The sequence below is a fragment of the Atlanticothrix silvestris CENA357 genome (assembly GCF_016056295.1).
Lineage (GTDB): Bacteria > Cyanobacteriota > Cyanobacteriia > Cyanobacteriales > Nostocaceae > Atlanticothrix > Atlanticothrix silvestris.
The window spans coordinates 85731-112720 of sequence record NZ_JAECZB010000097.1; the positions used below are offsets into that span (position 1 = coordinate 85731).

Below are 26990 nucleotides of genomic sequence, written 5' to 3' on the forward strand. Positions count from 1 at the left end.
TTGCAAAAGAACATAATTTGAGAAATATATCAACAGTTTATTAATATATCTTAGCTAAAATTGACTTGCTTCTTTTCTTAATCAGTGTAGTAGGGAGTAGTTGATGGTGAATTTTCTACTCCCTGCTCTCAAGTTATGAAGCAATTAACTGGTGTAGTTCGCTAGTAACTTCTTCTTGGGATTGATCTCCGTTGACACTCAAAAGTCTTTGGCGATCGCGGTAATAATCAATCAAAGGTGCAGTTTCAGCACGGTACACTTCTAAGCGACGACGAATCACTTCTTCACTATCATCTTTTCGTCCTCTAGCTAGTAAACGTGCTACCACAACTTCATCGGGTGCATCCAGATTGACTACCCTTTCGCCACTCTGATGGATTTTTTCTAATAATTCTTCTAGAAAAGCCGCTTGTGTCACTTTGCGGGGAAAACCATCTAAAATCCAACCAGATTGTGCATCTGATTGATTGAGGCGTTCCTGTACCAAATCCTGTACTAGCTGATCAGGAACTAACTCGCCGCTATCTACATAGCTTTGAGCCTTAATCCCTAAAGGGGTTTGCTCTTTCATGGCTTGTCTTAAAATTTCACCCGTAGAAATATGAGGAATATTCAAGTGTTCAGCCAAGGTTTGAGCTTGAGTTCCTTTACCAGCTCCAGGTGGTCCCAAGAAGATTAATCGCGTCACTATTGTTTCACCATTCCTTCATAGCGCTGAGATATCACATAAGTTTGGACTTGTTTTGCTGTATCAATTGCCACACCTACTAAAATTAATAGTGAAGTGGCACCTAGACCCCTAAAGGTTGGTACTCCTAAAGCACTTTCAACAGCAGTGGGAATAATCGCGACAAAGCCCAAAAAGATCGCACCCAAAAAAGTTAGTCGATTGATTACGCGCTCAATATACTCACTTGTAGCTTTTCCGGGACGAATACCGGGAATACTAGAACCCATTTTCTTCAAGTTTTGCGCCACATCAACCGGGTTAACAATCAATGAAGAATAGAAGTAACTGAAGAAAATAATTGAAGTTAAGTACACAAGTGCGTAGACCCAAGGTTGAGAACCACTCGGACTTAAATAAGTACTAACAATGTTTGCTATTTCAGGGTTTTTGGTAAAATTAGCAATCAAAAGAGGCAGACTGAGGATAGCAGCCGCAAAAATGATTGGCATTACACCACCGGAATTGAGACGCAAAGGCAAATAGCTGCGTTGCTCTGCCAATACTCTCCTACCCACTTGGCGGCGGGCTGAAATAATTGGGATGCGGCGGATTCCTTCTTGAACAAACACAATCCCAACAATAGTTGCCAAGAATACCAAGACCAGCACAATCACACGACCGACTATTTCTCTGCCGCCAACTTGTACCAAGTCAATGGTATCGCCCAGAGATTTTGGTAACGAAGCTACAATGTTGACAAAAATTAATAATGATGCACCGTTACCAATACCACGCTCTGTGATTAGTTCCGATGCCCACATGACAAACATTGAACCAGCAGTCAGAGCGATCGCAGTTTCAGCGACAAATATTGGGCCGGGATTTAAGGCAAATTGCTGTAAAAATAATGCCGAAAAAGCCACACTTTGAACAATTGCCCAAACTACAGTGACATAACGTGTAATTTGCGAAATTTTTCGCCGACCCGCTTCACCTTCATTTTTTTGTAAATTTTCTAAAGATGGAATTGCTGCGGTTAACAATTGGATGATAATAGACGCATTAATGAAGGGTAAAATTCCCAAAGCGAAGATTCCTAAAGTCGAAAGTCCTCGCCCAGAAAATATATCCAATAAACCGAATACGGAATTATTACCCGAAATGGCTTCGCCAAACCTAGCTCTATCAATCCCTGGTATGGGTAAAAAGATGCCTAGGCGAACCAAAATTAAAATACCGACGGTGACAAGCAGCCTACCTCTTAGTCCAGCTGCTTGCGCCATCTGCATAAAAGTTTCTTGAGCCGTTGGGGCTTTATCTCGACTGATCATAGACTGCTACCTTTTATAGTGAATCAGGCACTGGAAACGGGTTGGCTGCTATTTAAGTGCGCTGTTGCTCTCACTATAAAATTTCACAACTCCCGCCAGCTGCCTCAATTTTGCTCCGAGCTTGACCTGTAAAAGCTGCCGCTGTTACCTTGAGCGCAACGCTCAATTCCCCATTACCCAACATTTTCAATGGGCCCTTGATAGCAGTGACAATACCTGCTGCTTTTAAGGAGTCCAAAGTTACTTCTGTATTGGCAGGAAGGGAGGCTAACTTCTCTACATTAATCGTAGTGTAATTTTTCCGATTCACAATCGGAAAGCCCTTCAGCTTGGGTAAACGGCGGTACAATGGCTGCTGACCACCTTCAAAACCTGGTCGAGTACCACTGCCAGATCGAGACTTTTGGCCCCGCATACCTAGACCAGCACTGGCACCTTGACCAGCAGAAATACCTCTAGCTACACGCCGCTTGCGTTTTTTTGAGCCTTTTTGCGGCTTAACATCGTTCAGTCTCATGATGTAATTAGTAGTTGTTTACACAAAATCTCTGTAAGTGCGGCTCTACTAAATGTAGAGACTTTCAATAGGAATACCGCGATCTTCCGCAACTTCAGAAAGAGTCCGCAGTGTAGATAAGGCATTGACTGCGGCTCTAGCATTGTTGAGTGGATTGTTGGAGCCTAGTTGCTTAGCTAAGACGTTACGAACTCCAGCTAATTCCAGCACAGTCCGGACAGCACCACCAGCAATTACTCCAGTACCAGGTGCAGCTGGGCGCATCATCACTTTTGCGCCACCGCCGACTCCATCAATAGGATGGGGAATAGAGTTAGATTTTGTGATTGGAATATCAATTAGATGTTTTTTACCATCAGCTACGCCTTTTTTCACGGCACCGATGACATCTGAGGCCTTGCCTACTCCTACACCAACTTGCCCACGTTCATTACCGACGACCACTATCGCCCGGAAACTGAGTTTTTTACCTCCTTTGACGACCTTACTCACCCGCCGGATCTGAATAACTCGTTCTTGCCAGTTGGTTTCTTCTTTCTTTGTGCGATTAGCTTTACGACGACCAGTTGCCATAATCAAATGCTCTCTTTTAGTCAGTTGTCAACAGGCAATAGTCAATAGTCAATGCTCTTGACTTTTGACCTTTGACGATTTAAAAATCTAAACCAGCCTCGCGTGCTGCATCAGCTAGTGCTTTGACACGACCATGATATAGGTTGCCACCGCGGTCAAAAACTACTTGGGTAATGCCTTTTTCTAGCGATCGCGCGGCAATTAATTTGCCGACTTGCACTGATGCTTCGCAATTGGAGCCAGAAGCTAAACTAGATTTCAACTCTGGTTCTACAGTTGAGGCTGCCACTAAGGTTTGATGCTGTGTATCATCTATTACTTGGACATAAATATGCTCACGGGATCGAAATACGGCTAAACGCGGGCGTTCTGGTGAGCCATTGACTTTACCACGGACACGTCGATGACGACGTTGTTTTGATTCTCTACGAGTAAGTTTCATTTTTACTTCTTACCACTCTTACCAGTCTTACCAGCTTTCCGTCTCACTACTTCACCGGCATAGCGAATACCTTTACCTTTGTATGGTTCCGGCGGACGAACATCACGAATTTTAGCTGCTGTGTTGCCTACAATTTCTTTGTCATAGCCGCTAACAATAACGTTAGTGGTACCTTCTACTGCAAACTGAATTCCTTCTGGCGGAACAATTTGTACCTGATGGCTGTAACCCATATTCAAAACTAAGTTACGCCCTTGAACTTGTGCCCGATAACCAACACCTTGGATCTCCAAACGGCGTTGAAAGCCTTGGGAAACTCCTTCAACCATGTTGGCAACTAAAGTGCGGCTTAAGCCGTGCAACTGCCTAGAGGTACGAGATTCATCTCGACGGTTTACTTGTAAGATTTCCCCTTCTTGAGAGACTGTAACGTTAATAGGCAGATCGCGAGAAAGCTCTCCTTTCGGGCCTTTAACCACAACCTTTGTACCATCTATCGCCACTTGTACTTTGGCGGGAATAGTAATTGGACGTTTACCAATACGAGACATAACTTTTTGTCCTTTGTCGTTGTCAGTTGTGAGTCAATGCGGTCTTGGGGGTTTCCCCCATGAGCAACTGACGAACCCGAAGGGTCAGTTGTCAGTTGTCAATGAAAATTGACCATTGACTTTTGACTCTTGACTCTTGGCTACCAAATGTAGCAAAGTACTTCACCACCTACGTTTTGACGGCGTGCTTCCCGGTCAGTCATGATACCACTGGATGTAGAAATAATGGCAATACCAATACCGCCTAACACCCTTGGTAGTTCTTTTCGGTTGGAATAAACACGTAAACCTGGTTTACTCACACGCTTTAAGGCAGTAATTAGCGGCTGACGAGTCTTACCCTTGTACTTTAGGGAAATCACCAGATTCCGCTTTACCCCTTCTTCTGCTTCTGAAAATTCAGCAATAAACCCTTCTTCCCGTAGCACTTTGGCAATACTACGGGTCATTTTTGTCGCTGGCACTTGTGTAGTTTGATGCCGCGCCAGGTTGGCATTGCGGATGCGCGTCAGCATATCTGCAATTGTATCGTTAGCCGCCATCGTTCCCTCTTTAGATGAACTTATTGATCGCGAAAGGGCATTCCCATTTCCTTAAGTAAGGCGCGGCCCTCTTCGTCGTTTTTCGCACTTGTGATGATGGAAATATCCATACCACGGATTTGATCGATGCTGTCGTATTCGATTTCTGGAAAAATGAGTTGTTCTCTCACACCCAGAGTATAGTTGCCACGACCATCAAAGCTTTTAGGGCTAACGCCGCGAAAGTCTCGAATTCTGGGCAATGCTAAGCTAATGAGTCGATCGACAAATGCGTACATCCGTTCGCCTCGGAGTGTCACCATGATGCCAACAGGCATCCCTTGACGAATTTTGAAGCCAGCGATCGCTTTCTTTGCTCGTGTTACTACTGGTTTTTGACCAGTTATCAGCGCAATTTCGCTTAAAGATGCTTCTAGGGCTTTAGCATTTTGTGCTGCTTCCCCTAAACCTCTGTTAATAGTAACCTTAACCAACTTGGGTACTTGATGTACATTGGTGTATTGAAACTGATTGGTCAGTTTAGGGACAATTGTCTCTTGGTATAAATTTTTGAGTCTTGTTGTTGCCATAGTTTTTTGTCCTGATTATCCCTGGGCTTGGTCAGGGAATAAAGTTATGAGTTATTTAGTTATGAGTTAAATTTAATTTTTAACTACTCACTTTTAACTCCTAACTATTTATCCAGAATTTCGCCAGTTTTCTTGAGCTTTCTGACTTTCTTACCTTCAGGTGTGAAGGTGTAACAAACACGACTCGCAACGTTTTGTTTGGTGGAATAAAGCATCACGTTGGAGCTATGTATAGGAAACTCTTGGGTGACAATGCGCCCTGATTCTCCTTCTTGTTGTGGTTTAACGTGCTTGGTTTTAATGTTGACACCTTTAACCAAAACTTTGCTGAGTTGGGGAAGCGCTTTAATAACTTCACCAACTTTGCCTTTGTCTTTACCGGCAATTATCTGCACAGTATCACCAGTTTTGACATGCATTTTGTGGAATACTTTGGGCGTATTCTGTTTGTTTGCCATTACAGCACCTCCGGAGCCAGAGAAACAATTTTGGTAAAGTTTTTATCACGCAGTTCTCGTGCTACAGGGCCAAAGACCCGTGTGCCTCTGGGATTACCGTCTTTGTTGATAATCACAGCAGCGTTATCGTCAAAACGAATACTCATGCCACTGTCACGAGTCAAGGCTTTACGAGTACGGACAATAACTGCTTCTACCACATCAGACTTTTTTACAGCCATATTGGGCGTAGCATCTTTGACAACGGCAATAATTTTATCGCCTATAAAACCATAACGGCGGTTGCCTCCACCTAAGATGCGGATGCACATTAGTTTGCGGGCACCGCTATTATCTGCGACATTGAGGTAAGTTTGGGGTTGAATCACAATTGGTCTCCCTAGTTAAGTTGTTAGTTGATAACAACTATTACGTTGTAGCTCTGGTATTTAGGACTTCTTTGACTTGCCAGCGTTTGGTTTTACTCAGGGGTCTAGTTTCCTGAATACGAACGCGATCGCCCACTTTGCATGTATTCTCTTCATCATGAGCTTTATAGCGTCGCGTTTGAACTACAATCTTGCCGTACTTGGGATGGGGAGCGCGGTTTTCCACGGCAACTACCACCGTTTTTTGCATTTTATCGCTCACTACCAAGCCAACTCGTTCTTTGATTGCCATAATCTCCTACTTTTCTTCTTGAGGCGGTTGAGTTGCTGCCCGTTTGCGTTCTGTTTCGACAGTCAGCAGTTGGGCTAGGCGATGCTTAGCATGTCGGAATTGGTGGGGTTTTTCGAGTTGTCTTGTGGCTTTTTGCAAGCGCAACTGAAATAGTTGTCTTTTAATAGCGAGAATTTCTTGAGACAGTTTATCGTCACTTAATTCTCTAGCTTCTGAAATTTTGGGAAGAGGCATAACCTACTTCTACTCCTACTCTTGTGGTTGAGAGCGCACAATAAATTTCGTTTTTATTGGCAGTTTGTATGCAGCTAAACGCATAGCTTCACGGGCTATTTCTTCGGAAACGCCAGCAATTTCAAACATAATTCGCCCTGGCTTAACTACTGCTACCCAGAACTCCGGCGAACCTTTACCAGAACCCATCCGGGTTTCAGCGGGACGCATGGTTACAGGTTTATCAGGGAAAATGCGAATCCAGATTTGTCCACCCCGACGGATATAACGGGTCATTGCTCGCCGCGAAGCCTCAATTTGGCGGGAGGTTATCCAAGCGGGTTCTTGAGCTTGGAGTGCAAAATCACCAAAATTAAGGGTGCTGCCACGGCTGGCTAAACCTTCCATCCGTCCGCGTTGTTGTTTGCGGAATTTAGTTCTTCTAGGACTTAACATGATTTGTCAGTTGTCAGTTGTCAGTTGTCAGTTGTTAGTTGCCAGTGTCAGGTGTCAGCTGTTTTTTACTACTGACTATTGACCACTGACCATTGACTATCCTTCATTTGAACGGTCTTCAAATTGCTGGCGACGACGTTGCTGTTGACGACGACGAGGTTCGCGATCGCGTGTGGTTGGTTGAGATGGAGTTTCTTCTTGTCCTGGGATAATTTCTCCCTTAAACACCCACACTTTGATACCTAAAATGCCGTAAACCGTTTTAGCTGTGCAGTAAGAGTAGTCAATATCAGCTCTAAGGGTATGTAAAGGCACTCTACCTTCACGAGTCCACTCTGTCCGGGCAATTTCTGCACCGTTGAGTCGCCCGCTGACTTGAATTTTTATCCCTTGAATGCCAGCTCTTTGGGCACGCTGAATAGCTTGTCGCACTACTCTTCTAAATGAAACTCGGCGTTCTAATTGTTGAGCAATATACTCACCAATTAGGTAGGCATCAGCATCAACTCGTTGTACCTCAACTACATTGATCCGAATTTGGCGATTGCTGCCCAATAGTTCTTGGAGTCCGGTACGCAATGATTCAATGCCTTGCCCACCACGACCTACAACTACGCCTGGTCGAGCCGTGCGTACTTCAAGATCAATTTGATCTGCCTTTCGCTCAATTCGCACTTCGGAAATCCCGGCGTTATTTTGAGCGAGTCTACCTAGCTTTTGTTCTATGTATTTACGGAGTTTGTAGTCTTCTTGGAGAAGTTCTGGATAGCGATCAGGAACGGCAAACCAACGAGATTGATGTTCTTGTGTAATACCCAGGCGGAAACCAACTGGATGTATTTTCTGTCCCACAAATGCTTCCTCTAAAATTTCTTACTTTACGCAATTATTTGTGTCTATTTGCCTATTCAGCATTAGCGTCAGTAGCAACAGCTAAAGTAATGTGACACGTCGGCTTGCGAATCTGGTAAGCTCGCCCTTGTGCCCTAGGTTGGAACCGCTTCAGCACAGGGCCTTGGTCTGCATAAGCCTGAGTAATCACCAATTGAGTGCGATCTAACCCAGCATTATGCTCGGCATTAGCCGCAGCGCTTCTGAGCAGCTTTAATACTGGCTCAGTGGCGCGATAGGGCATAAATTCCAGAATTATTAGTGCTTCTCGGTACGATCGCCCCCGAATTTGATCGAGTACTCGACGTACTTTAAAGGGAGACATACGTATATAACGGGCGATCGCTTTTATTTCAGTAGTATCAACAGCCATAATTTTCTCCTTTTGTCAGTTGTCAGTTGTCAGTTGCTAGTTGTCAGTTGTTTGTTACTATTGACTACTGACTACTGACCAATGACCACTTACCTACCCGCTTTTTTGTCACTTTTTCCATGACCCCTGTAAGTGCGTGTTGGGGCAAATTCACCCAACTTATGCCCTACCATCTGCTCATTTACAAAAACTGGAACGTGTTGTCGTCCGTTGTGAACAGCGATAGTATGACCTACCATCAGGGGTAAAATTGTCGAGGCTCTCGACCAAGTTTTAATCACTTGTTTTTCGTTTCTGGCATTCAGCTTTTCAATTTTGCTGAGCAGATGATCAGCAACGAAAGGACCTTTTTTTAGAGAACGACCCATAATTTGATTTTGGATTTTGGATTTCGGATTTCGGATTTCGGATTTTGGACGATTAGGTATCTTAACTAAGCTTTAAAAATTTTCAATGTTCATTTTTAAATAGACCCTAATTTAAAATCCAAAATCTAAAATTCTAGGATTCACGACCACCACGACCGCGCTTAGAAGATTTACGGCGACGACGCACAATTAATTTACTGCTGGCTTTTTTGGGTTTGCGTGTTTTTGCACCCAAGGTAGGCTTACCCCAAGGAGTAACAGGGCCTGATCTTCCGATAGGCGCTCTACCTTCACCACCGCCGTGGGGGTGATCCACGGGGTTCATCACACTACCTCTAACTTTAGGACGACGGCCTTTCCAGCGATTTCTTCCTGCTTTACCTGCACTGAGATTTCGCGCATCGGTGTTGCCTACTTGTCCAATGGTGGCGTAGCATTCTCGTCGAATTAAGCGGACTTCTCCTGAAGGCAGTTTGAGAGTTACATAGTTCCCTTCTTTAGCCACAACTTGCGCTGTAGCACCAGCTGCGCGCACAATTTGACCACCTTTACCGGGAGTCAGTTCTACGTTATGAACGCCTGTACCTAAAGGTATATTTGAGAGGGGCAAAGCGTTGCCATCTTCAATGGGAGCATTTGAACCAGCAATAATTTTTGTCCCAACTTTTAAACCATTGGGTTGCAGGATGTAACGCTTTTCACCATCTTCATAAATTAACAGAGCAATCCGAGCATTGCGATTCGGATCGTACTCAATAGCTGTTACCGTGGCAGCAATATCACGCTTATTACGTTTAAAATCGATAATTCGGTAAAGCTGCTTGTGACCGCCACCCCGGCGACGGCTAGTTATCCGCCCTTGATTATTGCGACCTTTGGCACGGTGTTTGTACTCAGTTAATGACTTTTCCGGCTCTGTTTTGGTAATTTCCGCAAAGTCGGAGATAGTAACTTGGCGAGTACTGGGGGTATAGGGGCGATAAGAACGAGTACCCATAATTAAAGTTCGAGTTGTGAGTTTTAAGTTAGGAGTTAGGAGTTAGAAGTTAGGAGTTAGAGATAATTCATAACTCATCACTCATGGCTCATAACTTTTTAGACTTCTGGGAATAGAACTTGTCTAATCTTCTCTTCATCCCCAGGGGCAACAGTGACGATAGCTCGTTTGTATTGGGGCTTGTAACCAATAAATTTACCTACACGCCGTTTTTTGCGTGGCGGTAATGCAGTATTGATTTTGACAACTTTGACTTGAAATAAGTCTTCAATTGCTGCTTTAATTTCTGGCTTGCTTGCCTTGGGAGTTACTTCAAATGTGTATTTGTTTTGCTCCATCAGGATGGTCGCCTTTTCAGTGACAATTGGGCGACGTACTAAGTCAGCCAGGTGGCGGGGGTCAAAGTTAGGCACTGTAGACCTCCTGAATTTTTTCTAAAGCTGATGCCGTAACTACGATTTTGTCAGCGTGCAGCAAATCATAAACGTTTAGCTGGTCAGCTGGTATTAGCTTTACATTTTCTACATTGCGGGCTGATAAATAAATATTTTCCGCAATGTCAGACAAAATTAATAGTGCTTTATTATCTGGTTCTACACCCCAACGAGCTAGCGCTGCTATCAACTCTTTGGTTTTTGGGCGGGATAGCTCGTTGCTAAATTCTTCCACTACAATCAAGTCGTCAACGCGGCTGACCAATGCTGTCCGCAATGCTAAGCGCCGTTCTTTGCGATTTAACTTTAAGTTAAAGTCTCTAGGCTTGGGCCCAAAAATTACGCCACCACCACGCCATAGTGGTGAACGAATAGATCCTGCACGAGCTCGACCTGTGCCTTTTTGCCGCCAAGGTTTACGACCACCGCCTCTAACTTCCGAACGAGTTTTTGTACTGGCAGTTCCTTGACGAGCATTAGTCATTTGTCGTATCAATGCTCTATGCACTATATGTGCTGCCGTTTCTTCTTTAGCAATTCGCAATTCAAAGGTCGTCTCACCGACTTGTTCTCCTTGCCAATTTTTAACTACACTTTCTACCATGTTTGTGTCCTTTGTCATTAGGAGCTACTGCGTTGGGGAGATAGCGCCGTGGTGAGGCAGCGCGGTCTTGGGGGTTTCCTCCATGAGCGACTGCCGAAAGGGTTTCCCGATTTTAGGCGACTGTCGTGGGGTTCCCCCTATTGAAGCAAGTGGCGTTTTTTTGTCATTAGCCCATCTTCCATAGCCCAATGACTATAGATTGTGTAACTTTTGACTACTTACCAACTTTCTTCGCAGGCAGAACATTCACTAAAGACCCTGGTTTACCAGGAATAGCTCCTTTAATTAGCAGTAAGTTGCGTTCTGCATCTACTCGTATTACAGTCAACTTGCTAATTGTGATGCGCTTACCGCCTAAACGTCCTGCCATCCGTTTACCTGGATAAACACGACCTGGTGTCGTACCAGCACCGATGGAACCTGGCGCTCTGTGGTTTTTGGAACCATGTGACATGGGCCCTCGACCAAAGTTGTTGCGCTTCTGGTTGCCTGCGAAACCACGACCGATACTTGTACCAACTACATCTACAATTTGACCAGCACTAAAAATATCTGCTTTAATCTCTTGACCTAAAGCATAATCACTAGGGGCATCTGTGTGATACTCGTTTAAGTGACGCAAGGCTGGGGCCGATGATTTTGCTAGATGACCTAGTAATGGTCTGTTCAACGCCTTTGGTTTGACTTCGCCAAAGCCAACTTGAATGGCGGCGTAACCATCGGTCTGTTTCGTTTTAATTTGTGTAACGGTGCATGGACCAGCTTGAATAACAGTGACAGGAATAGCTACTCCTGCCTCGTCAAATACTTGGGTCATGCCCAGCTTGGTGCCGAGAATACCTACAGACACAGTAACTGGCTCTCCTTTCTACTTACTGACCTTGGAATTGGACTCTATTTAAGACACGCTGTGTAGCCGTTGGTTGAGGGTGGACGATCCTCTAAAAGTCGTTTTTACAACTTTTCCGGGACACAACAAGCTGTGCCTTTACTGCTTGATGAATCCGTTTATTTTCACTCGCCCTCTTACCAGAACAGCCACAAGCGTCTTCCCAATGGGAAGCAATAACTTCTGGAATTAAGGCAATGCTTTAGAGCTTTGCGCTTTGTGCAGCAATGCTTTCGTCCAAGCAATTGCTCTGGCACTTGCTGATTGTAGTAGGACTTAAGCGTTGTTTTCGCTCAGTATCCGTTAACTGAGGCTGATGCAATGCCATAAACCAACATTACTGCTCAGTTTCTACTTCACTAGACACCTTAAACTATAAGCTTAAGGTCTTGCCTGGTTTCTTCAGGGGCTACAGGAGTGATTGTAGACTGGAGCTTTGGTTTTTTAGCCTCTGGCTCCTTAATTGACCTGAAAGCTTTTCTAGTTTACCAGTCTCTTGCCAGTTTGATCTAGCTTATACCCGTTGAATTCGAGTCATCAGCTTTTAATGCTAACACCAGTTCTAAATGACAGTAAAAAGGTAACTTATTTTATGCGTTTGGTCACAATCTAATAATATAAATCATTTCTTTATCTTTGTCTATAATTTTTTAGACTAATTTGTGGCTTAGTGATGGTAATAGGGAGGTTAATCTAAATTTATACGTTAGTTATCTAACTGAATCACTCGTCTGGCAGTAAATAATAGAGATATCTAGGTGGGATAAAACAAAAATCTATGGCACTAATTACCACTGGCAACGGTTTAATTCGCGATCTGGAAAAATTTGGCTCCCTTGGTGTATATGTACCTTTGGAGGGGGGATTTGAAGGTCGATATCGGCGGCGACTGCGTGCAGCTGGCTATACTACTCTCCATATTACCGCTAAGGGATTGGGCGATGTAGCTGCTTATCTCACAGGAGTTCATGGAGTTAGACCACCACATCTTGGTAAAAAAAGTACTGGTAGTGGTGCGGCGGTAGGTTATGTCTACTATTTGCCGCCGATTGTTAACTATCAGCTAGAACAGCTACCACCAAAGTCAAAGGGTTTAGTTGTGTGGATGATAGAGGGACATATTCTTTCTGATCAAGAAGTGGAGTTTTTAGCAACTTTGCCTAGTTTGGAACCACGAGTCAAGGTGATCATCGAAAGGGGTGGCGATCGCGCTTTTCGTTGGCAACCGCTAAAAGATACCTTCTCTACTAGCTATCAAGCTGTGTAATTGATTAATTTTTGGGCGATCGCTACTGCCAAAACTCAATCAAGAGGCGATCGCTCAATTTTTTTGTATATTAAATATCTTTGATAAGTTAATTAATTAATGTTGAAAAAAAAAGCAACAAATATCAAACAAAAAATATTGAATTGCATTCTTTTATTCTCTACTCAAAGATGGCAATTTAAATAAAAGTTATAATTTAAAAAATACGATTTTTTTTTAATTTAATTTTAAATATGAAAGTTGATCAACGTTATGCTTGGCCTTTGACGGTGACGGAAGCTATAGCTATCCAAGAACAGTTACGGAATCAAGTAATTACAGAAGATCAATTCCAAGAAACCATCCAGTATGTTGCTGGGGTAGATATGGGTTTTGAAGCTAATGGAACGATTAGCCGTGCAGCAGTAGCAGTGCTGAATTTTCCAGATTTACAAGTAATAGAAACAACCTTAGCCTACCGTCCGACATCATTTCCCTACATTCCTGGTTTCCTTTCATTTCGGGAAATCCCAGCTGTATTGGATGCCTTAGAAAAGGTGCAAACAATACCAGACATCATTTTGTGTGATGGTCAAGGAATTGCCCATCCTCGAAGATTGGGTATAGCCAGTCATTTAGGTTTACTTTTGGATCTGCCTACAATAGGTGTAGCAAAATCATTGTTGATTGGTAAGCATGAAGAGTTACCAGAAACTAGAGGCAACTGGCAACCATTGATACACCGGGGCGAAATAATTGGAGCAGCTTTGCGATCGCGTACAGGTGTCAAACCTGTGTATGTCTCTAGTGGTCATAAAGTTAGCTTATCTACAGCAATTAACTATGTACTACGCTGTACACCCAAATATCGGCTGCCAGAAACCACACGCGTTGCTGATAAATTAGCGTCTGCAAGATTACGCAAATAGTATCGATATCGATTTGTTGAAGTTTGTTCTAAATACTTGCTTGCTACTGCTGACTCGTGTTAGGAATCGCACAGAAAGGAGTTGAAGTAGCTACATATTCAGTTACTCAAGTTAGAACAATGAATGCACTAACTTTAAAGTGGCACGATGCAGGTCAAGACATAACACAGAATATTTATGAACAACAGTCGACCAAAAATACTGGCACTGTTCGCATCGGTCGTGATCCAGTGCGGTGCGACATTGTTGTGAGTAACCCGACTGTCTCTGGTCTGCATGTAGAAATTTTTTTTCATCCTCAGCAGCAACAGTTTTTGATTAGAAATCTGCGATCGCAAAATCCCCCCTTAGTAAATGGACAGCAACTAGTCCAAGGAGAAATGCGTTTAAGTGAGGGAAGTGTGATTTACTTAGGTCAAATGCAACTTCAAGTTACTGCCGTTGCAATTAACAACATTCCGGCAACTATATTAGTACCACCACAACCATTAGTGGCAAATCTGCATCCACAGCAGCCATCAATACAACCGAAACATCATCATCATTATCATCCACCAACGCCGCCGCAAGGAATTTATGGCTTAGAGTGTCCTAAATGTCATAAAGTTTCCTCCGCTGAATATCTGCAAGTTGGTTGTCCTTGGTGTGGTACATCTTTAGCTGCGGCAGTGAGTGTATTAGTAGCACCGAGCAATTGAGCAAGGGTAAGCACTTCGGCTACGCTCAGTGGTCGAGGAGCAGGAGGCAAAGGGACAAAAGAACAGTTTTTTGCTCAATGACAACTGACCACTAGCAACTGACCACTGACCACTAACCAATGACTAACTTACAAATTCAATTAAGTTGGGAAGATCCGGCGACGGGAGAACGGCGAGAACCAAATTTGAGTGTACCGATCGCTTTTGGTCGAGAGTTTGCTCGCTTACCTGCTGAACTAAGAGGAAAGCGCGTTGCTAGAATGCTACTTAACAGTAACGAAGTTTCTCGTTATCACGCCCTCATTGACTGCGAACAAAACCAACTGGTGGTGATTGACCAAGGCAGTGTTAATGGCGTATTTGTCAATGGTCAACGACAAATGCGTAGTGCCCTAACTCATGGGGATACTTTGCAAATTGGCCCTTATATGATGACGGTAACGTTTGGTATCAACGCAACCACACAAGCCACTAGTCCGCCGTCAATGATTCAGTTTAACCCCAATACTAATCTGCCAGACCCCAGCTTACCTGCACCAGTGCAGCCTGTGTCACCCGTAGGTAGTACTTTCCCACCAGCAGCATTTCAGGCAGAAAAAGTTGTTGTACAAGCCCTTCACGCTACAGGTTTACCAGTAGATGAATGTGATTATCTGTCAATTGGGGGGGGATTAGGTAGTTTTGTCTGGGTTGATTTGTTGCGAATTAGTGGTGTACGTGCTGATCGGATTGTAGCTTTGGGATTAGAGGGTGAACCGTATGCGCGTTACAAACGCCTCTGTCTCAATTCGCAAATTCCTTTATATGAAAGATTGCGTTCTAATTCTGACTCTTGCCCTGATAATATTTGGGGCTGGCCTAGTTATGCCTTAAGGGAAGCTTGGCATGATTTGAACAAAGGTCAGCCTAATTCAACACTCAAGTATTTATGGCAGGTGTTTGCTGAACCAACATTTGCCGAAACTTATACGCCCCGCGCAGGTAATGTCTTCGATTCGATAGATCGAGAAGTGAAGCGCATTAACTGGAATCAAATTTATCGCTATGGAAGAGTCAGAGCAATTCGTAAAACTGATGATGGCAGATATTGCGTAGCCTATTCTCGCGGGCCGGGAGATTATGCTTTTTTAGTTAGTCGTTATTTACATTTAGCTACTGGGTATCCAGCTATCCAGTTCCTTCCAGATTTGCAAGCTTATAGGGAAAAATATCAAGATTTTAAATCTGTCGTGAATGCCTATGAAGCACACGATCATGTTTATGAGCAACTAGAGAGACAAGGCGGTACTGTCTTGATTCGGGGGCGGGGAATTGTGGCTTCGCGGATTGTCCAGCGCATTTATGAAGCCAGAAAGCGAAATCAAAATATCACGGTTTTGCATTTAATGCGATCGCCTAAACCCCAAGGTAACAAATTTCAAAAGTCTCAGCGGCTAGTCAAAAATCATTACGAATTTCAACCGTTTAATTGGCCGAAAGCTTGTTGGGGTGGTGAACTCCGCGTCCTGTTAGAAAATGCTAGTCCTGAAGAACGCCAGCGTTTATTGGCAGACTGGGGCGGTACAACCACCGCAGACCGCCATGACTGGCAGCAGATTACCGAACAAGGGTTAAAAGAAGGTTGGTATCAAATTACTTTTGGCCAAGTTCTGGGTGTAGAGCAAGATGCTCAAAAACGCACTATTACGCATATTCAGGAAAAAGGCTTGGGGGAAATGAAACTAGCAGCCGACTTTATTGTTGATGCTACCGGACTAGACGCTAAGGTGGAAGCAAATCCTTTACTGGCTGATCTAGTAAAACATTACAAACTACCGCTGAATTATTTAGGACGGTTGGTTGTAGCTAACAATTTTGAACTAGTAGAAATGCGTAGTAATAAAGGTCAAATGTATGCTGCTGGAGCAATTACTCTTGGTGGCCCTTATGCAGCAGTTGATAGTTTTTTGGGCTTGCAGTATGCGGCATTAGTCGCAGTTGATGGACTCGCCGCCGCCCGTGCGCCTGGAGTTAATCAGTTGAATACTGTAACTTCCTTTCAGCAGTGGCTAAAGTGGGTGTTTAACCAATCGCCTTAGTTCGGTAAGAGCAAAAAAATTATAAGCGATCGCCCACCATTTATTTATGACAAATCAGCACCTCAATCACCCATTCCACAGGCTCAAGGCTCGCAATTTATTATTGCGGGGTTTGCTAATAACCTTGATTATCGGTACTGTACTAGGGTTAGTACAAGGTATTAGTGGACTGAAATTGAATAATCAAGTCTTGAGTTTGAGCCTCTACTTTTTAATATTTGGGTTACTTTGCCTTTGGCAACTAGTAGAATTGCATCGCTTAGGAATCAATCTAAGATATGTAGTAGGCAGAGTACCAGAAAACTACAAATGGTTAAAAACTCTAGGCTTGGTGATTATTATCATCTTATTTTCTCTCAGTGCCTACCTTGTATCATTTTCTCTAGTATCATTAATTGCCCCTGATTTTGTAGAGCGACTTCTGCGTCAGATTGCTAGCAATCCATCTCCAAGTAGTTCTGCACCACTTTTTATTAACTTATTAGGAGCGATCGCCTACGTAGTATTTGCTCCAATTGCAGAGGAATTTCTGTTTCGGGGAATTATTTTGCAGCGCTGGGCAACTAAGTGGGGTATTAGAGCTGCTTTGGTGGTTTCCTCACTGTTGTTCGGAATTTTACATGCAAATGTCTTGGGATTAACTATTTTTGGTCTCGTTATGGGGGTTTTATATATTAAAACCCGCACGCTGATTATACCGATCACCTGCCACGCATTGAATAATTTACTAGCTGTGGCAATGGGGTTATTAGCCAATCCAAAGACTACCTCAGCTGCTAACAGCCTAGAACAATTACGTTCTGGCTGGTGGTTGGGGATTTTACTGATGCTAGTATCACTTCCTTTATTAGTTCGCTTTCTCTCACGGAATTGGCCCCACAAAGATGCGCCAGTCCCCTACTTAATAAACGCCTCCCAAGCAGAGAATTAATTTTGGGATAGCACAAGTCATTTCCGCCATAATGACAAATGTCATCTTTAGAACAACACATTTGTTCTGATTTGGTGAAATTTAGAGGAAGACAGTTTAGTTATTAGATGAATTTTTTATGTCCAGCCTTTAATGGTATAGAAATGTATAGACTCTTGTAGAGATATAAATTATAGTTTTTATTTAACATGCAAACATTCGAGCTTCCTTCCTCAATGCAGCTGTCTGTAACATCAAACCATCGTCAGCCTTTGAAGATCCTCGCACTGGGGGATAGCTTAGTTTACGGATTTGGCGATCCAGAAAAGGGAGGTTGGGTTGAACAACTGCGGCGCTGGTGGATGTTGCCGGAGAATGCTGGTCATGTTCTTTACAATTTAGGGGTAAGGGGCGATCGCACGCAGCAAGTAGCAAAAAGACTAGAAGTCGAATTTCGCCATAGAGGTGAACTGCGAAATCGCGTTCCTGACTTAATTATTTTATCTGTAGGGGGAAATGATTCAGCGCGGTTATCTCGCCCTAACGGACGAAATTATACAGATTTTGCTGTATTTGAATCAGAAATCGCTTCTCTATTAGATCTAGCTCAGCAACTCTGCCCTGTATTATTTGTGGGCATGGTGCCGGTAGATGAAGCCAAGATGCCATTTCTAGATTGCTTATACTACAATCACGCAGATCAGTACCGCTACAAAGAAGCTACTAGAGTTGCTTGCACCAAACGGCAGATTCCCTACCTCGATACTTTTGAGCAATGGATGGAACGTGGCGAAGCTTGGCGACTCAAACGCCTCAGCGAAGATGGTCTTCACCCCAACACCCTAGGCTATCAAGCGTTGTTAGAGAATGTACTCGATTGGGAAGCACTTGCTACCTACCATTCTAGATTTGATTTCCAGATGGAACCATCATAAAGGCCTTCCAAATAAAAAATAATTAATCACTATTTAAGTAGGGGAGCCAGTGCTTTGCGTGGGTTTCTACAGATGTCTGTCTCCCCATTGTAGCGACTGCCGTGAGCAGGGAGAAGTAAGAAAATTTATTTTCATACCTATTTATGAAAACCCCATAGCGGTTCTCAATTGTTTGCAATACACTCTTCCTTGGGAAGTCATTTAAAGTGTGAAGTTAAAGGATGAAGTAATTGCTTTCAGTCCTTTATTTGTTGTAACAATTTTTCAAATTGGTATCAGAATAGAACTTTTGGTCTTTACTCCTTACTCAGTACTCTTATGACACCAACTTTATTTGGTCGCTGGCAAACTCGATTATTATTACTTAGTACTGTAGGTGTATTAGTATCTTTGCCTTTTGTAATGGGCTTCATTGGCCCTGGTGCTAATTCAGTTTATTTTTGGATACTTAGCTATGTTGCCATTTTTGGTTTAGGTTGGGATATGCTTTATGACTATCTCCAAAAATTTCGCTGGGATAGGGACTGGCCCGCAGCTTATCAACTCTTAGCTGGTATTTGGGAAATAGTGTTTGTATTTTGTGGGGTAAAACTTATTGGCTTTTTACCAATCCCTCTGCCTAAAGAAGAACTACCATTAGGAGCTTTGTTAATACACTATAGTATTGTCTGGTTAGCAGTTTTTATAGTTTCACAAAGTCTGATGCGAATTCTGTTCCTGCGTTGGCGTTTCCGGGGTGGACAGTGGTTGTAGTCTCAAGCTTTTAAAACACTGGCCAGCAATCATTAGTTTTGTACGACTGTCAATAAATTAACGTGAGTTCGATGAACCTCTCACTCACTCCCTCTCTTTCCGTTTCGGCTATCCATTACCCGGATCTTTCTCAACATTTGCGAGAGTATTCACTCACGCTTTTTGTAACCCTGATTCCTTCATCTTTCATTCTCAATAAAAACCCAATTTTGGCGAGAGTATTAAGAGGTAATTTGTCAAGTATGTGTCACATCTTAGTGTTTAGGACGCTTACAAAACAAGCGTTTCAAGATTGTAAAGAAAGATGTGACTAATGGATAGCCGTTTCGGAGAGGGAGAAGCAACGAAAAATTCAGCTTTTTGCTCCCCTCTCCGTGTCGGAGAGGGGTTGGGGGAGAGGTCAAATAAGACTTGTCGAACTCACGTTAAATTAGCAGTATTTCTAAACCGTTCCATAGAACGTTTGACATTGGATTATCCATAAACAATGATTGCAAAATGTCTAATTGTTCAAGATATTTCACAGATCAAAATAATGTACAAGAGACTAACAACTAGGCAATTTTTGCAATTGAGTAAGCAGATTTTGGGCTTGAGCTTGTATGCAGCAGTTGGTCTCGAAACTGGTAGCAGCATTGCTGCTCCAGTAGCAAAGTTAAATGATTGGCGTTTTGATCCAAAAACTTTGCAACTAGAAATTACTCTCTCAGCAGGTACAACTCCCCAATACTTTTATCTTTCTCAACCCCCTCGTCTGGTTGTAGATTTGCCAGACACCAAGCTGGGTTATGTCTCTACTAATCAAAATTATGCTGGAGCAATCCAAAGAATTCGTGTCTCCCAGTTAGATGCAACTGTTACTCGTATTGTTCTAGATTTGGCGACGGGAACTTTTATAGATCCTAACCAAGTGCAATTACAACCTGTCTCTAAGCAAAACCCAACTCGTTGGGTGTTACGTCCAATGATTTCTGGTTATAATCGTCCCTCCATACAACCGGGAAATGTCCAGTCTTTACCCAATAACCTAACTCCAAGTCCAAACTATCCACAATTGCCTAGTAACTTACCCTCTACTAATTACCAACAGTTGCCTAGCACTCTACCGCCGATAACTACTAACCAACAACAGCCTTTGTTTACTGTACCTCCCATTGTTCCTAGTAATTCTTCTCAAGTACCTAGCTCTATTCTTCCCCCAGCAAATTTCCCTAATCAAACCGATAATTTTAATGGCACTCCTCCTGCGACGAGTCCCGCTTTTCCTGTTCCAACTATTCCTAACTATCCATCCAATGCGCCAAGTATCGAAGTGATTGAGTTTGGTCAACCCCTTCCTAAGCGCAGAAACTAATACTCTGGTAAAACAACTTTACTGAGTTTATAGTTACCACCACCCTAAGGAAACGCTGCACGAACAGCGTTCAAAAACTTGGTATCTGAAACTGCTGGTGCTAATGCATGATCAAAATCTAAAATCTTTCTGTTTCTTGAGACGGCCCAACTGCTCCTGGTTGAGACATGAAGAAATTTTGAGCTGATTCGTTTTGATAAATACATCTAATATCAGGTTTTTCGCTGTCTAAGTTACCTGTAAAGCCAAAGGTGTTGAGGCGGTTTTTACATTCTCTTACCTGGTCAGATGTCACAAGCTTACGTTGCTCTAAAAGTGCCCAATTATTTTGACGGAGAACACATCCAGGGCGCATACTTGGCTGAGCAACATAGACATTAAAGGGGTTGAGAGTTACAAACAGTCTGGCATCCATCACCATTGCGCTGGCTCCATACTGTACACAAATCTCAGGATTTGGCGCTCTAGTATCAATGAATTCACGAGAAGCCACGTTGGACGGACTTAATGTAGTCGTAGAGCTAAAAGCGATGCCAATTCCAATTCCTAAAATCAGCACCCCTGCCAAAATTGCAATGGTAGTAAGGTTAAACATAGGAGATTGGAAAGCAGAGGGTTTAGGAGTAGTAGCCGATCTACCAGTAGATTTACGTCTCATTTTTACTGAATCACGTTCACGCCTGGGAAAGCAGAAAGTGGTCTAAACTGCTTTCCCTTTTTACAGTATGCCGATTCTTAGCTGCAATTGACTGCAACTTTCTAGAAAATATTTTTTTAGTTTAAATTGGCGTTGCAGATTCATAAACTATATCACTCCCTACTCTAGTCGTCTCTTGCAGTTTTGACTGTGGTCTATGCATCTAAAAATGTTGCTTTTACCTGTAAATAGGGAATCCTGAGATAGAAGATTATTTTCTCAGTTGTTATTTTTTACGGGTTATGACACAGGCAAATCTTTTGCAACTTGCTAAACAGGGAGATGCACAGGCGATCGCATTTCTAATGAATCGTCACCTACAATCTAAGGGTATTACTGCAAAGGTGATCCTTGAAGACGGTTGCTTACAGGTGATGCTGGAATCTGCTCAAGTGCCAAATCAGCAAGCCTTGGTTGCGTTTGTTCATAGAGGTATTAGTAGTTTAGGTGCTGCATCTATTGAAAAAGTCCAGGTTTACTGGCAACAAACAGGTGAAGATTTTCCCACCTGGAGTCAGGAATTTGATTTAGATATATCAGAATCTGAACTTGAATTATTAGATAATGAGCAGGATTCTACTACTCCTCAGATTCTAACTGTTTCTATTACCTTAAGTGGTGACAATACATGTGGATTGACAAGCAAAATTTTTGAAACCATCGCTAATAAAATGACAAAAGATATTTTATCTTTGTGTACTGATGTTTTTGTTCAAAAAGTGGTCATTAGTAATGGTAGTTCTATGATTAGCAGGGAACGTTAATATTTAAATGTTGTTTTGATAAAATTTAGTTAAATTTTTGATATATCAATATTACCCTTAAGGGTACTATTTTGAATAAAACTTCAACATTAAAATTTAGCAGCGGGATTTACAGAATATCTAAATTGCTGATTGTACTAATCGACGCAATAAATCAATTGTATTCCTGGCAAAAAGCTAAAATATTAATATTGGAGTAATCTATCATGCTGACAGCAATAGAACCTAGTTTTATTGATTATCCAATTGGTGAAAATTCCATTATTCAAGATATCAAGTTATTTAACGATAAAGATCCTCGATTTGATGGTGTGATTAATGGTGGTAGCCCATCATCGGTTTCTGGCGATGATAAACCATATAATGCTGGCTTTAAATTCAAATCTTCGCAAGCTGGAAAAATAAAAGCTTTGAGGTCTTGGATATCTGCACAAGATAATATAAATCAAATCCATAAAGCGAGATTATGGGATGGTGAAACTAAACAGTTATTAGCTGAGGTTGAATTTGAAAATATTGTTGGTGATGCTTGGAATGAAGCCGCATTAAACCCACCTATTGATATTCAAGCTAACAAGATTTACATTGTTTCAGCTGATGTGCTAAAAAATCTGCCACGACAAGGCAATTTTTTTGCTACATCCTTTGTCAAAGGCCCAATCACTGCATTGGCGACAACTGAATCTACAAACGGAGTATTTGCTTATTATAATTTAGAAGATGGATATGACGATCCGGCATTGGCTCCGGTTTTCCCTGAAAGAAGTTTTCAGAATAGTTACTACTATCAAGATATTGTGTTTCAACGGCAGAGTGAACTAATAACGTTCGATTTATTTAACGATAAAGATCCTCGATTTGATGGTGTGATTAATGGTGGTAGCCCATCATCGGTTTCTGGCGATGATAAACCATATAATGCTGGCTTTAAATTCAAATCTTCGCAAGCTGGAAAAATAAAAGCTTTGAGGTCTTGGATATCTGCACAAGATAATATAAATCAAATCCATAAAGCGAGATTATGGGATGGTGAAACTAAACAGTTATTAGCTGAGGTTGAATTTGAAAATATTGTTGGTGATGCTTGGAATGAAGCCGCATTAAACCCACCTATTGATATTCAAGCTAACAAGATTTACATTGTTTCAGCTGATGTGCTAAAAAATCTGCCACGACAAGGCAATTTTTTTGCTACATCCTTTGTCAAAGGCCCAATCACTGCATTGGCGACAACTGAATCTACAAACGGAGTATTTGCTTATTATAATTTAGAAGATGGATATGACGATCCGGCATTAGCTCCGGTTTTCCCTGAAAGAAGTTTTCAGAATAGTTACTACTATCAAGATATTCTGTTTCAGACGAAGGGTGATTCTACAAATCTCAATGTTAGAGAACATGTTGTCAATCATCCGATATTTTTAGAAAATCTCAAACCTGGAACTGAAAACTGGTTAGAAACTAACTATGCTTCTGGCTTAGAAATCGCTGCTTTTATGAGCGCAGAATCTATTAATAAAGGCGAATCTATTGATATCAAAGCAAATGTTCTTACACCTGGAGATATTAGAGTTGAAGTCTATAGGTTGGGTTATTACGGGGGTGTAGGAGGAAGATTAGTTCAAACAGCCGATAATATTTCAGCAATTAAACAGTCTATATCAAATGAGCTTGTTGATTCCCAAACACAACTTGTCCGATATAACTGGGCAAAAACTTATACTATTACAACTAATGACACTTGGGTCACGGGTTGTTATATGGTGAAGCTAACTGATAAAAATACAAATAAACAATGTTTGGCATTCTTTATTTTGCGAGATGATGCACTAGAGTCTGATGTTATCTATAAATTTGGATTTGCAACTCATCTTGCTTACAATACTTTTTCTTACGATGGAGCTAACAGAAAATCAACATATTCTGGTGGCGAAAGAGCATTACAGATTACCCACGATCGCCCGTGGGTTGCTAATACTTTTGATATTGGAATTGGGAACAGTAATCCATTACGTTGGGAAGTTAATACTATACGCTGGTTAGAAAAAAATAGCTATCGTATTTCTTACTGCGGTGGACAAGACATAGATAAGCAGGGATCAAACTTGGTTAAAAAATATCGCGTATTTATGAATAGTGGACACGATGAATATTGGAGTTTTAATGAATATAAAGCAATTAAAGAAGCGATAGAAGCTGGTGTAAATGTCGTTTCTTTGTCAGCAAATACTTGTTATTGGAATATTAAATGGGATACTGACTATAGAACCGCTGATCTTTATAAAAAGAATGATCCTTTGGCAGGCGGTGTCGTTGATAACTACATAGAAGACACATTTAATATTCCGCCAACCTATCGTTTTCGTGACCAAGAATTACTTGGTAAAACGTTTGATGGATGTCAAATCAAGGGTGAGTGTGGTTTATTAGGAGTTGGGTATATTGGGGATATTGGAAATATTTATGGAGGATATGATCTAACCGTTAAAAAAGAAGATAATCTTTTTAGAGGAACTGGCTTGACGGTAGGTTCTAAACTTAGTAAATTACTTGGTTATGAATGGGATCACATTGATCCAGATCCTCTGGCACAGCCTCAGATTAAAATGGGAACGCCTAATTTTTTAGACAGTATTATTTTTGAATCCACTATCCCCGATTCTATTCCTGGCTCTTCTAATATTTATCAGTCTTTTTTAGGTGAGTTACCCTCGGAGGCAGTGCAAACAGCTCACGGTGTCTATTTTACGGCTCCTAGTGGTGCTAAAGTTTTCTCTGTCGGCTCAATCCAAACCTCTTGGGGTTTAGATTCTTGGGGAGTATCCCCTGCTAGAGAATCTACAGCTTATCAGCGAGTGATTTACAACGTATTTGAGGACATGGGGGTGTGGGGAGGATATCCGGCACCTATATCAGTTCAATCAATAAAGCCTACTATGACACGGCAATTATCTATGAAATCTCCATTAACTCCAAAACCCCATCATTTTAATAGCCTGTTACATCAAATTTCTGCATTATTATCTGAAGTAACTGATGAAAAGGTGAAGTCTAATTTAGATTTAGCACTCAGACAGCTTGGATATGGTAACTATGAGGCAGTACGTACACATTTAAATGATGCTGGCTATCCTGAACTAGTTTCACAAGTTCCTAATCCACCCTCGATTAAAGAGTAACGTCTGTTTTGCTTGACTTTTCAAGGTAAGAACTCTTGCAATGCGATCGCTTTTGAGTAGCGAAGCTAATACAAGCCTAAAGGTAACACCTAAAAGTTTTGCTACTTCTAGCGGTTCTTATTTTACTTAGGTAGAAATTTATTACATTTTTTTGTGGTTAATTATTTTTTTCTATATCTTACCTAAGTGGGAACCGCTATCTACAAAAGTTACAAATTTCATTTAGTGGCATTAATTAATCTATCTCATACATCTGTTTATGCTTGGCTAAAAGCTGGAGATATTTTGCATTGGTCTTAGCTTCTATCCACTTGGCTTTAAATATTGCTGCTGATTCGGCTTTAACTGGATCTACTACATAAGGTAGAATTTCTTTTTTATCACCTGTCTCTGGTGAAGTTTGTTTATATTTTCTACCACTTTTATGATTAGCATAACGACGGGAGCGAGTATAACCCATTTGGATAAATTTTCTTGCCATATCTGCACCGACAAAATCATCTTGCTCTAAATAAGCAAGAAACAGACTATAGATTTTTTCACTAGAATTTTTGGCAATATCAGGAGTTTTGAACCGCCAATAAGGCAAGATTTCGGATTTGTATGGTTCGACCAAAAGTACGCCCTGTTCACCTTTGCCAACCCGATAAAGTTCAGGATGTTGGCGAAAATCAATATTTTTAAAATCTAAAGAATAATCAAAAGACATGCTAGATTTTTATTATTAATAATAGAATCTCAAAAGAAAGTTAACTTCTACCCATGTAGGGAAATTTTATTTAGCTATGCTATCTAGCACTACCTCAGGAAACAGTGTTCTTGCACCGGGAAATCTGCGTAAAGTGCATCACATTGCTATTAACGTCCAAGATATGCAAGCTTCCCGCTACTTTTATGGTCATATTCTGGGTTTGCATGAACTCTCTGGCGATGAAGTACCTGCAACTTTGGTTGAACTGGTAACAGCGGGTAAGGTGGCTAACTTCATTACTCCTGATGGAACAATTCTAGATTTATTTTGGACACCTGATTTAACACCACCAGATCCAAATCCCGAAAAGAGTTTCACTAGGGCATATCATCTAGCTTTTGATATAGATCCACAATTATTTGAGCAAGCAGTAGCAGTAATCAAAGAAAATCAAATAGCGATCGCTCATGGCCCAGTCACCCGTCCTACTGGCAAAGGTGTATACTTCTACGATCCCGATGGCTTCATGATTGAGATTCGATGCGATCCGATGTAGATGTCTTTTCAAGAAGCATTTTTCAGTTTAAATGATGCAAACACTCCCAGGCAAAGATTTCATACATAATTTATAATTCGTAATGACGCTCCTGCGTCGCTAACATAATTCGTAAAAGGACTGAAATATTGTATTAATAAATAGTGAGAATGAAAACTATTTACTGAAATTAAAGAATTAATGCAGATATATAAGGTTATTGAAGAAACAATTACAAAACCACCAATTCCCCACGAACCACATAAGCAATCGTTGAAAGCATGGGCAATGTATTGCTTGCGAGACAAAGGTTTTAAAGTCGTTTATGCTCAAAATGCTGATTTTGCGATCGAACCCAAGGGTGCAAAGAAATTGTATTTTAAAGTTACCAATAATGCAAGTGATGTAGACAATACTTGTGGGTGGATAGTTTGGGATAGTACAACTAAAAATGCTAGTCTCATTCCGCCGCCATCTTAGCTCGACTTTATCCATTTTTCCCTAAAGCTCTGGTTTATTAATCGCTGACCTAATTTACTCAATGTTGCTGTTAGTAGAGCGCAAGAATTGTTTATTCTGGTGGAAAATTTGGCGAGATTAGATAATTATTGGCTGTGAGCGCATACTAATATAGTGAATAGTCCTGAATTTAACAACCTGCCTGCCATCAAACTGATTCCTCT

General features: G+C 41.7%; 34 protein-coding genes. 12 read left to right on the plus strand and 22 right to left on the minus strand.

Going from position 1 to position 26990, the window contains the following annotated elements; translation table 11 throughout:
• Positions 1–133 precede the first annotated feature (133 nt).
• The 20 genes from I8751_RS25880 to rplC all read right to left on the minus strand — a co-directional run bounded on the left by I8751_RS25880 (position 134) and on the right by rplC (position 11499).
• Positions 134–688 (minus strand): adenylate kinase, encoded by a 555-nt coding sequence (locus tag I8751_RS25880; RefSeq protein WP_214441954.1) that lies wholly within the window; start codon positions 686–688, stop codon positions 134–136.
• Positions 688–2001, minus strand: a complete 1314-nt coding sequence (gene secY, locus I8751_RS25885) for a preprotein translocase subunit SecY (RefSeq protein ID WP_214441955.1) — start codon at positions 1999–2001, stop codon at positions 688–690. Before secY ends, I8751_RS25880 begins: the two co-directional genes overlap by 1 nt.
• 73 nt (positions 2002–2074) lie before the next feature.
• A complete protein-coding gene (gene rplO / locus I8751_RS25890; protein WP_214441956.1) occupies positions 2075–2518 on the minus strand; it encodes a 50S ribosomal protein L15 in 444 nt (147 codons plus the stop codon).
• 48 nt (positions 2519–2566) lie between these two features.
• On the minus strand, positions 2567–3091 hold the full coding sequence (gene rpsE / locus I8751_RS25895) for a 30S ribosomal protein S5 (protein ID WP_214441957.1): 525 nt from the start codon (positions 3089–3091) through the stop codon (positions 2567–2569).
• 79 nt (positions 3092–3170) lie between these two features.
• Positions 3171–3533: a 50S ribosomal protein L18 gene (gene rplR / locus I8751_RS25900; RefSeq protein ID WP_214441958.1), complete on the minus strand. Its 363-nt coding sequence runs from the start codon at positions 3531–3533 to the stop codon at positions 3171–3173.
• A gap of 2 nt (positions 3534–3535) precedes the next feature.
• The gene (gene rplF / locus I8751_RS25905; RefSeq protein ID WP_214441959.1) at positions 3536–4084 is read right to left on the minus strand and encodes a 50S ribosomal protein L6; all 549 of its coding nucleotides are present in this window, start codon (positions 4082–4084) and stop codon (positions 3536–3538) included.
• Between the two features lie 140 nt (positions 4085–4224).
• Positions 4225–4626: a 30S ribosomal protein S8 gene (gene rpsH, locus I8751_RS25910; protein WP_214441960.1), complete on the minus strand. Its 402-nt coding sequence runs from the start codon at positions 4624–4626 to the stop codon at positions 4225–4227.
• 20 nt (positions 4627–4646) lie between these two features.
• Positions 4647–5195 (minus strand): 50S ribosomal protein L5, encoded by a 549-nt coding sequence (gene rplE, locus I8751_RS25915; RefSeq protein ID WP_214441961.1) that lies wholly within the window; start codon positions 5193–5195, stop codon positions 4647–4649.
• Between the two features lie 104 nt (positions 5196–5299).
• Positions 5300–5653, minus strand: coding sequence for a 50S ribosomal protein L24 (rplX, locus tag I8751_RS25920; RefSeq protein ID WP_214441962.1), 354 nt, complete (start codon positions 5651–5653; stop codon positions 5300–5302).
• Positions 5653–6021, minus strand: coding sequence for a 50S ribosomal protein L14 (gene rplN / locus I8751_RS25925; protein ID WP_214441963.1), 369 nt, complete (start codon positions 6019–6021; stop codon positions 5653–5655). Before rplN ends, rplX begins: the two co-directional genes overlap by 1 nt.
• 40 nt (positions 6022–6061) lie before the next feature.
• Positions 6062–6313, minus strand: coding sequence for a 30S ribosomal protein S17 (gene rpsQ / locus I8751_RS25930; RefSeq protein ID WP_214441964.1), 252 nt, complete (start codon positions 6311–6313; stop codon positions 6062–6064).
• 6 nt (positions 6314–6319) lie between these two features.
• Entirely contained in the window at positions 6320–6547 is a 228-nt protein-coding gene (rpmC, locus tag I8751_RS25935) for a 50S ribosomal protein L29 (RefSeq protein ID WP_214441965.1), read from the minus strand.
• Positions 6548–6562: 15 nt separating this feature from the next.
• The gene (rplP, locus tag I8751_RS25940; RefSeq protein ID WP_214441966.1) at positions 6563–6982 is read right to left on the minus strand and encodes a 50S ribosomal protein L16; all 420 of its coding nucleotides are present in this window, start codon (positions 6980–6982) and stop codon (positions 6563–6565) included.
• A 96-nt stretch (positions 6983–7078) separates the two neighbouring features.
• Positions 7079–7834, minus strand: coding sequence for a 30S ribosomal protein S3 (gene rpsC, locus I8751_RS25945; RefSeq protein ID WP_214441967.1), 756 nt, complete (start codon positions 7832–7834; stop codon positions 7079–7081).
• A 52-nt stretch (positions 7835–7886) separates the two neighbouring features.
• Entirely contained in the window at positions 7887–8246 is a 360-nt protein-coding gene (gene rplV, locus I8751_RS25950; protein WP_214441968.1) for a 50S ribosomal protein L22, read from the minus strand.
• Between the two features lie 89 nt (positions 8247–8335).
• Complete coding sequence (rpsS, locus tag I8751_RS25955; RefSeq protein ID WP_214441969.1) at positions 8336–8614, minus strand: 30S ribosomal protein S19; 279 nt, start codon at positions 8612–8614, stop codon at positions 8336–8338.
• Between the two features lie 133 nt (positions 8615–8747).
• Positions 8748–9611: a 50S ribosomal protein L2 gene (gene rplB, locus I8751_RS25960; RefSeq protein WP_214441970.1), complete on the minus strand. Its 864-nt coding sequence runs from the start codon at positions 9609–9611 to the stop codon at positions 8748–8750.
• Positions 9612–9709: 98 nt separating this feature from the next.
• Positions 9710–10024, minus strand: a complete 315-nt coding sequence (locus I8751_RS25965) for a 50S ribosomal protein L23 (RefSeq protein WP_214441971.1) — start codon at positions 10022–10024, stop codon at positions 9710–9712.
• A complete protein-coding gene (gene rplD / locus I8751_RS25970; protein WP_214442018.1) occupies positions 10017–10649 on the minus strand; it encodes a 50S ribosomal protein L4 in 633 nt (210 codons plus the stop codon). Before rplD ends, I8751_RS25965 begins: the two co-directional genes overlap by 8 nt.
• A 214-nt stretch (positions 10650–10863) precedes the next feature.
• The gene (gene rplC / locus I8751_RS25975) at positions 10864–11499 is read right to left on the minus strand and encodes a 50S ribosomal protein L3 (protein WP_214441972.1); all 636 of its coding nucleotides are present in this window, start codon (positions 11497–11499) and stop codon (positions 10864–10866) included.
• An 817-nt stretch (positions 11500–12316) separates the two neighbouring features.
• Here rplC and ndhN point away from each other — a divergent pair.
• The 8 genes from ndhN to I8751_RS26015 all read left to right on the plus strand — a co-directional run bounded on the left by ndhN (position 12317) and on the right by I8751_RS26015 (position 20441).
• Positions 12317–12805 (plus strand): NAD(P)H-quinone oxidoreductase subunit N, encoded by a 489-nt coding sequence (gene ndhN, locus I8751_RS25980; protein WP_214441973.1) that lies wholly within the window; start codon positions 12317–12319, stop codon positions 12803–12805.
• Positions 12806–13038: 233 nt separating this feature from the next.
• The gene (gene nfi / locus I8751_RS25985) at positions 13039–13713 is read left to right on the plus strand and encodes a deoxyribonuclease V (protein ID WP_214441974.1); all 675 of its coding nucleotides are present in this window, start codon (positions 13039–13041) and stop codon (positions 13711–13713) included.
• Positions 13714–13832: 119 nt separating this feature from the next.
• Positions 13833–14411: an FHA domain-containing protein gene (locus I8751_RS25990; RefSeq protein WP_214441975.1), complete on the plus strand. Its 579-nt coding sequence runs from the start codon at positions 13833–13835 to the stop codon at positions 14409–14411.
• 119 nt (positions 14412–14530) lie between these two features.
• The gene (locus tag I8751_RS25995; RefSeq protein WP_214441976.1) at positions 14531–16489 is read left to right on the plus strand and encodes an FHA domain-containing protein; all 1959 of its coding nucleotides are present in this window, start codon (positions 14531–14533) and stop codon (positions 16487–16489) included.
• Between the two features lie 46 nt (positions 16490–16535).
• Positions 16536–17420, plus strand: coding sequence for a CPBP family intramembrane glutamic endopeptidase (locus tag I8751_RS26000; protein ID WP_214441977.1), 885 nt, complete (start codon positions 16536–16538; stop codon positions 17418–17420).
• 188 nt (positions 17421–17608) lie between these two features.
• A complete protein-coding gene (locus I8751_RS26005; RefSeq protein ID WP_214441978.1) occupies positions 17609–18334 on the plus strand; it encodes a GDSL-type esterase/lipase family protein in 726 nt (241 codons plus the stop codon).
• Positions 18335–18652: 318 nt separating this feature from the next.
• A complete protein-coding gene (locus tag I8751_RS26010; protein WP_214441979.1) occupies positions 18653–19087 on the plus strand; it encodes a hypothetical protein in 435 nt (144 codons plus the stop codon).
• Positions 19088–19622: 535 nt separating this feature from the next.
• The gene (locus I8751_RS26015; RefSeq protein WP_214441980.1) at positions 19623–20441 is read left to right on the plus strand and encodes an AMIN domain-containing protein; all 819 of its coding nucleotides are present in this window, start codon (positions 19623–19625) and stop codon (positions 20439–20441) included.
• A 118-nt stretch (positions 20442–20559) separates the two neighbouring features.
• Here I8751_RS26015 and I8751_RS26020 read toward each other — a convergent pair whose 3' ends face one another.
• The gene (locus I8751_RS26020; RefSeq protein ID WP_214441981.1) at positions 20560–21099 is read right to left on the minus strand and encodes a DUF3172 domain-containing protein; all 540 of its coding nucleotides are present in this window, start codon (positions 21097–21099) and stop codon (positions 20560–20562) included.
• Positions 21100–21380: 281 nt separating this feature from the next.
• Here I8751_RS26020 and I8751_RS26025 point away from each other — a divergent pair, with 281 nt between their 5' ends.
• A complete protein-coding gene (locus I8751_RS26025; RefSeq protein ID WP_214441982.1) occupies positions 21381–21902 on the plus strand; it encodes a hypothetical protein in 522 nt (173 codons plus the stop codon).
• Positions 21903–22108: 206 nt separating this feature from the next.
• Positions 22109–25081, plus strand: coding sequence for a DUF4082 domain-containing protein (locus I8751_RS26030; RefSeq protein WP_214441983.1), 2973 nt, complete (start codon positions 22109–22111; stop codon positions 25079–25081).
• 235 nt (positions 25082–25316) lie between these two features.
• Here I8751_RS26030 and I8751_RS26035 read toward each other — a convergent pair whose 3' ends face one another.
• Positions 25317–25790, minus strand: a complete 474-nt coding sequence (locus I8751_RS26035; RefSeq protein ID WP_214441984.1) for a DUF4385 domain-containing protein — start codon at positions 25788–25790, stop codon at positions 25317–25319.
• A gap of 76 nt (positions 25791–25866) precedes the next feature.
• On the opposite strand from I8751_RS26035, the gene I8751_RS26040 reads away from it, so the two are divergent.
• The gene (locus I8751_RS26040; protein WP_214441985.1) at positions 25867–26328 is read left to right on the plus strand and encodes a VOC family protein; all 462 of its coding nucleotides are present in this window, start codon (positions 25867–25869) and stop codon (positions 26326–26328) included.
• Positions 26329–26508: 180 nt separating this feature from the next.
• Positions 26509–26787: a hypothetical protein gene (locus tag I8751_RS26045; protein ID WP_214441986.1), complete on the plus strand. Its 279-nt coding sequence runs from the start codon at positions 26509–26511 to the stop codon at positions 26785–26787.
• The last annotated feature ends 203 nt before the right edge of the window (positions 26788–26990 follow it).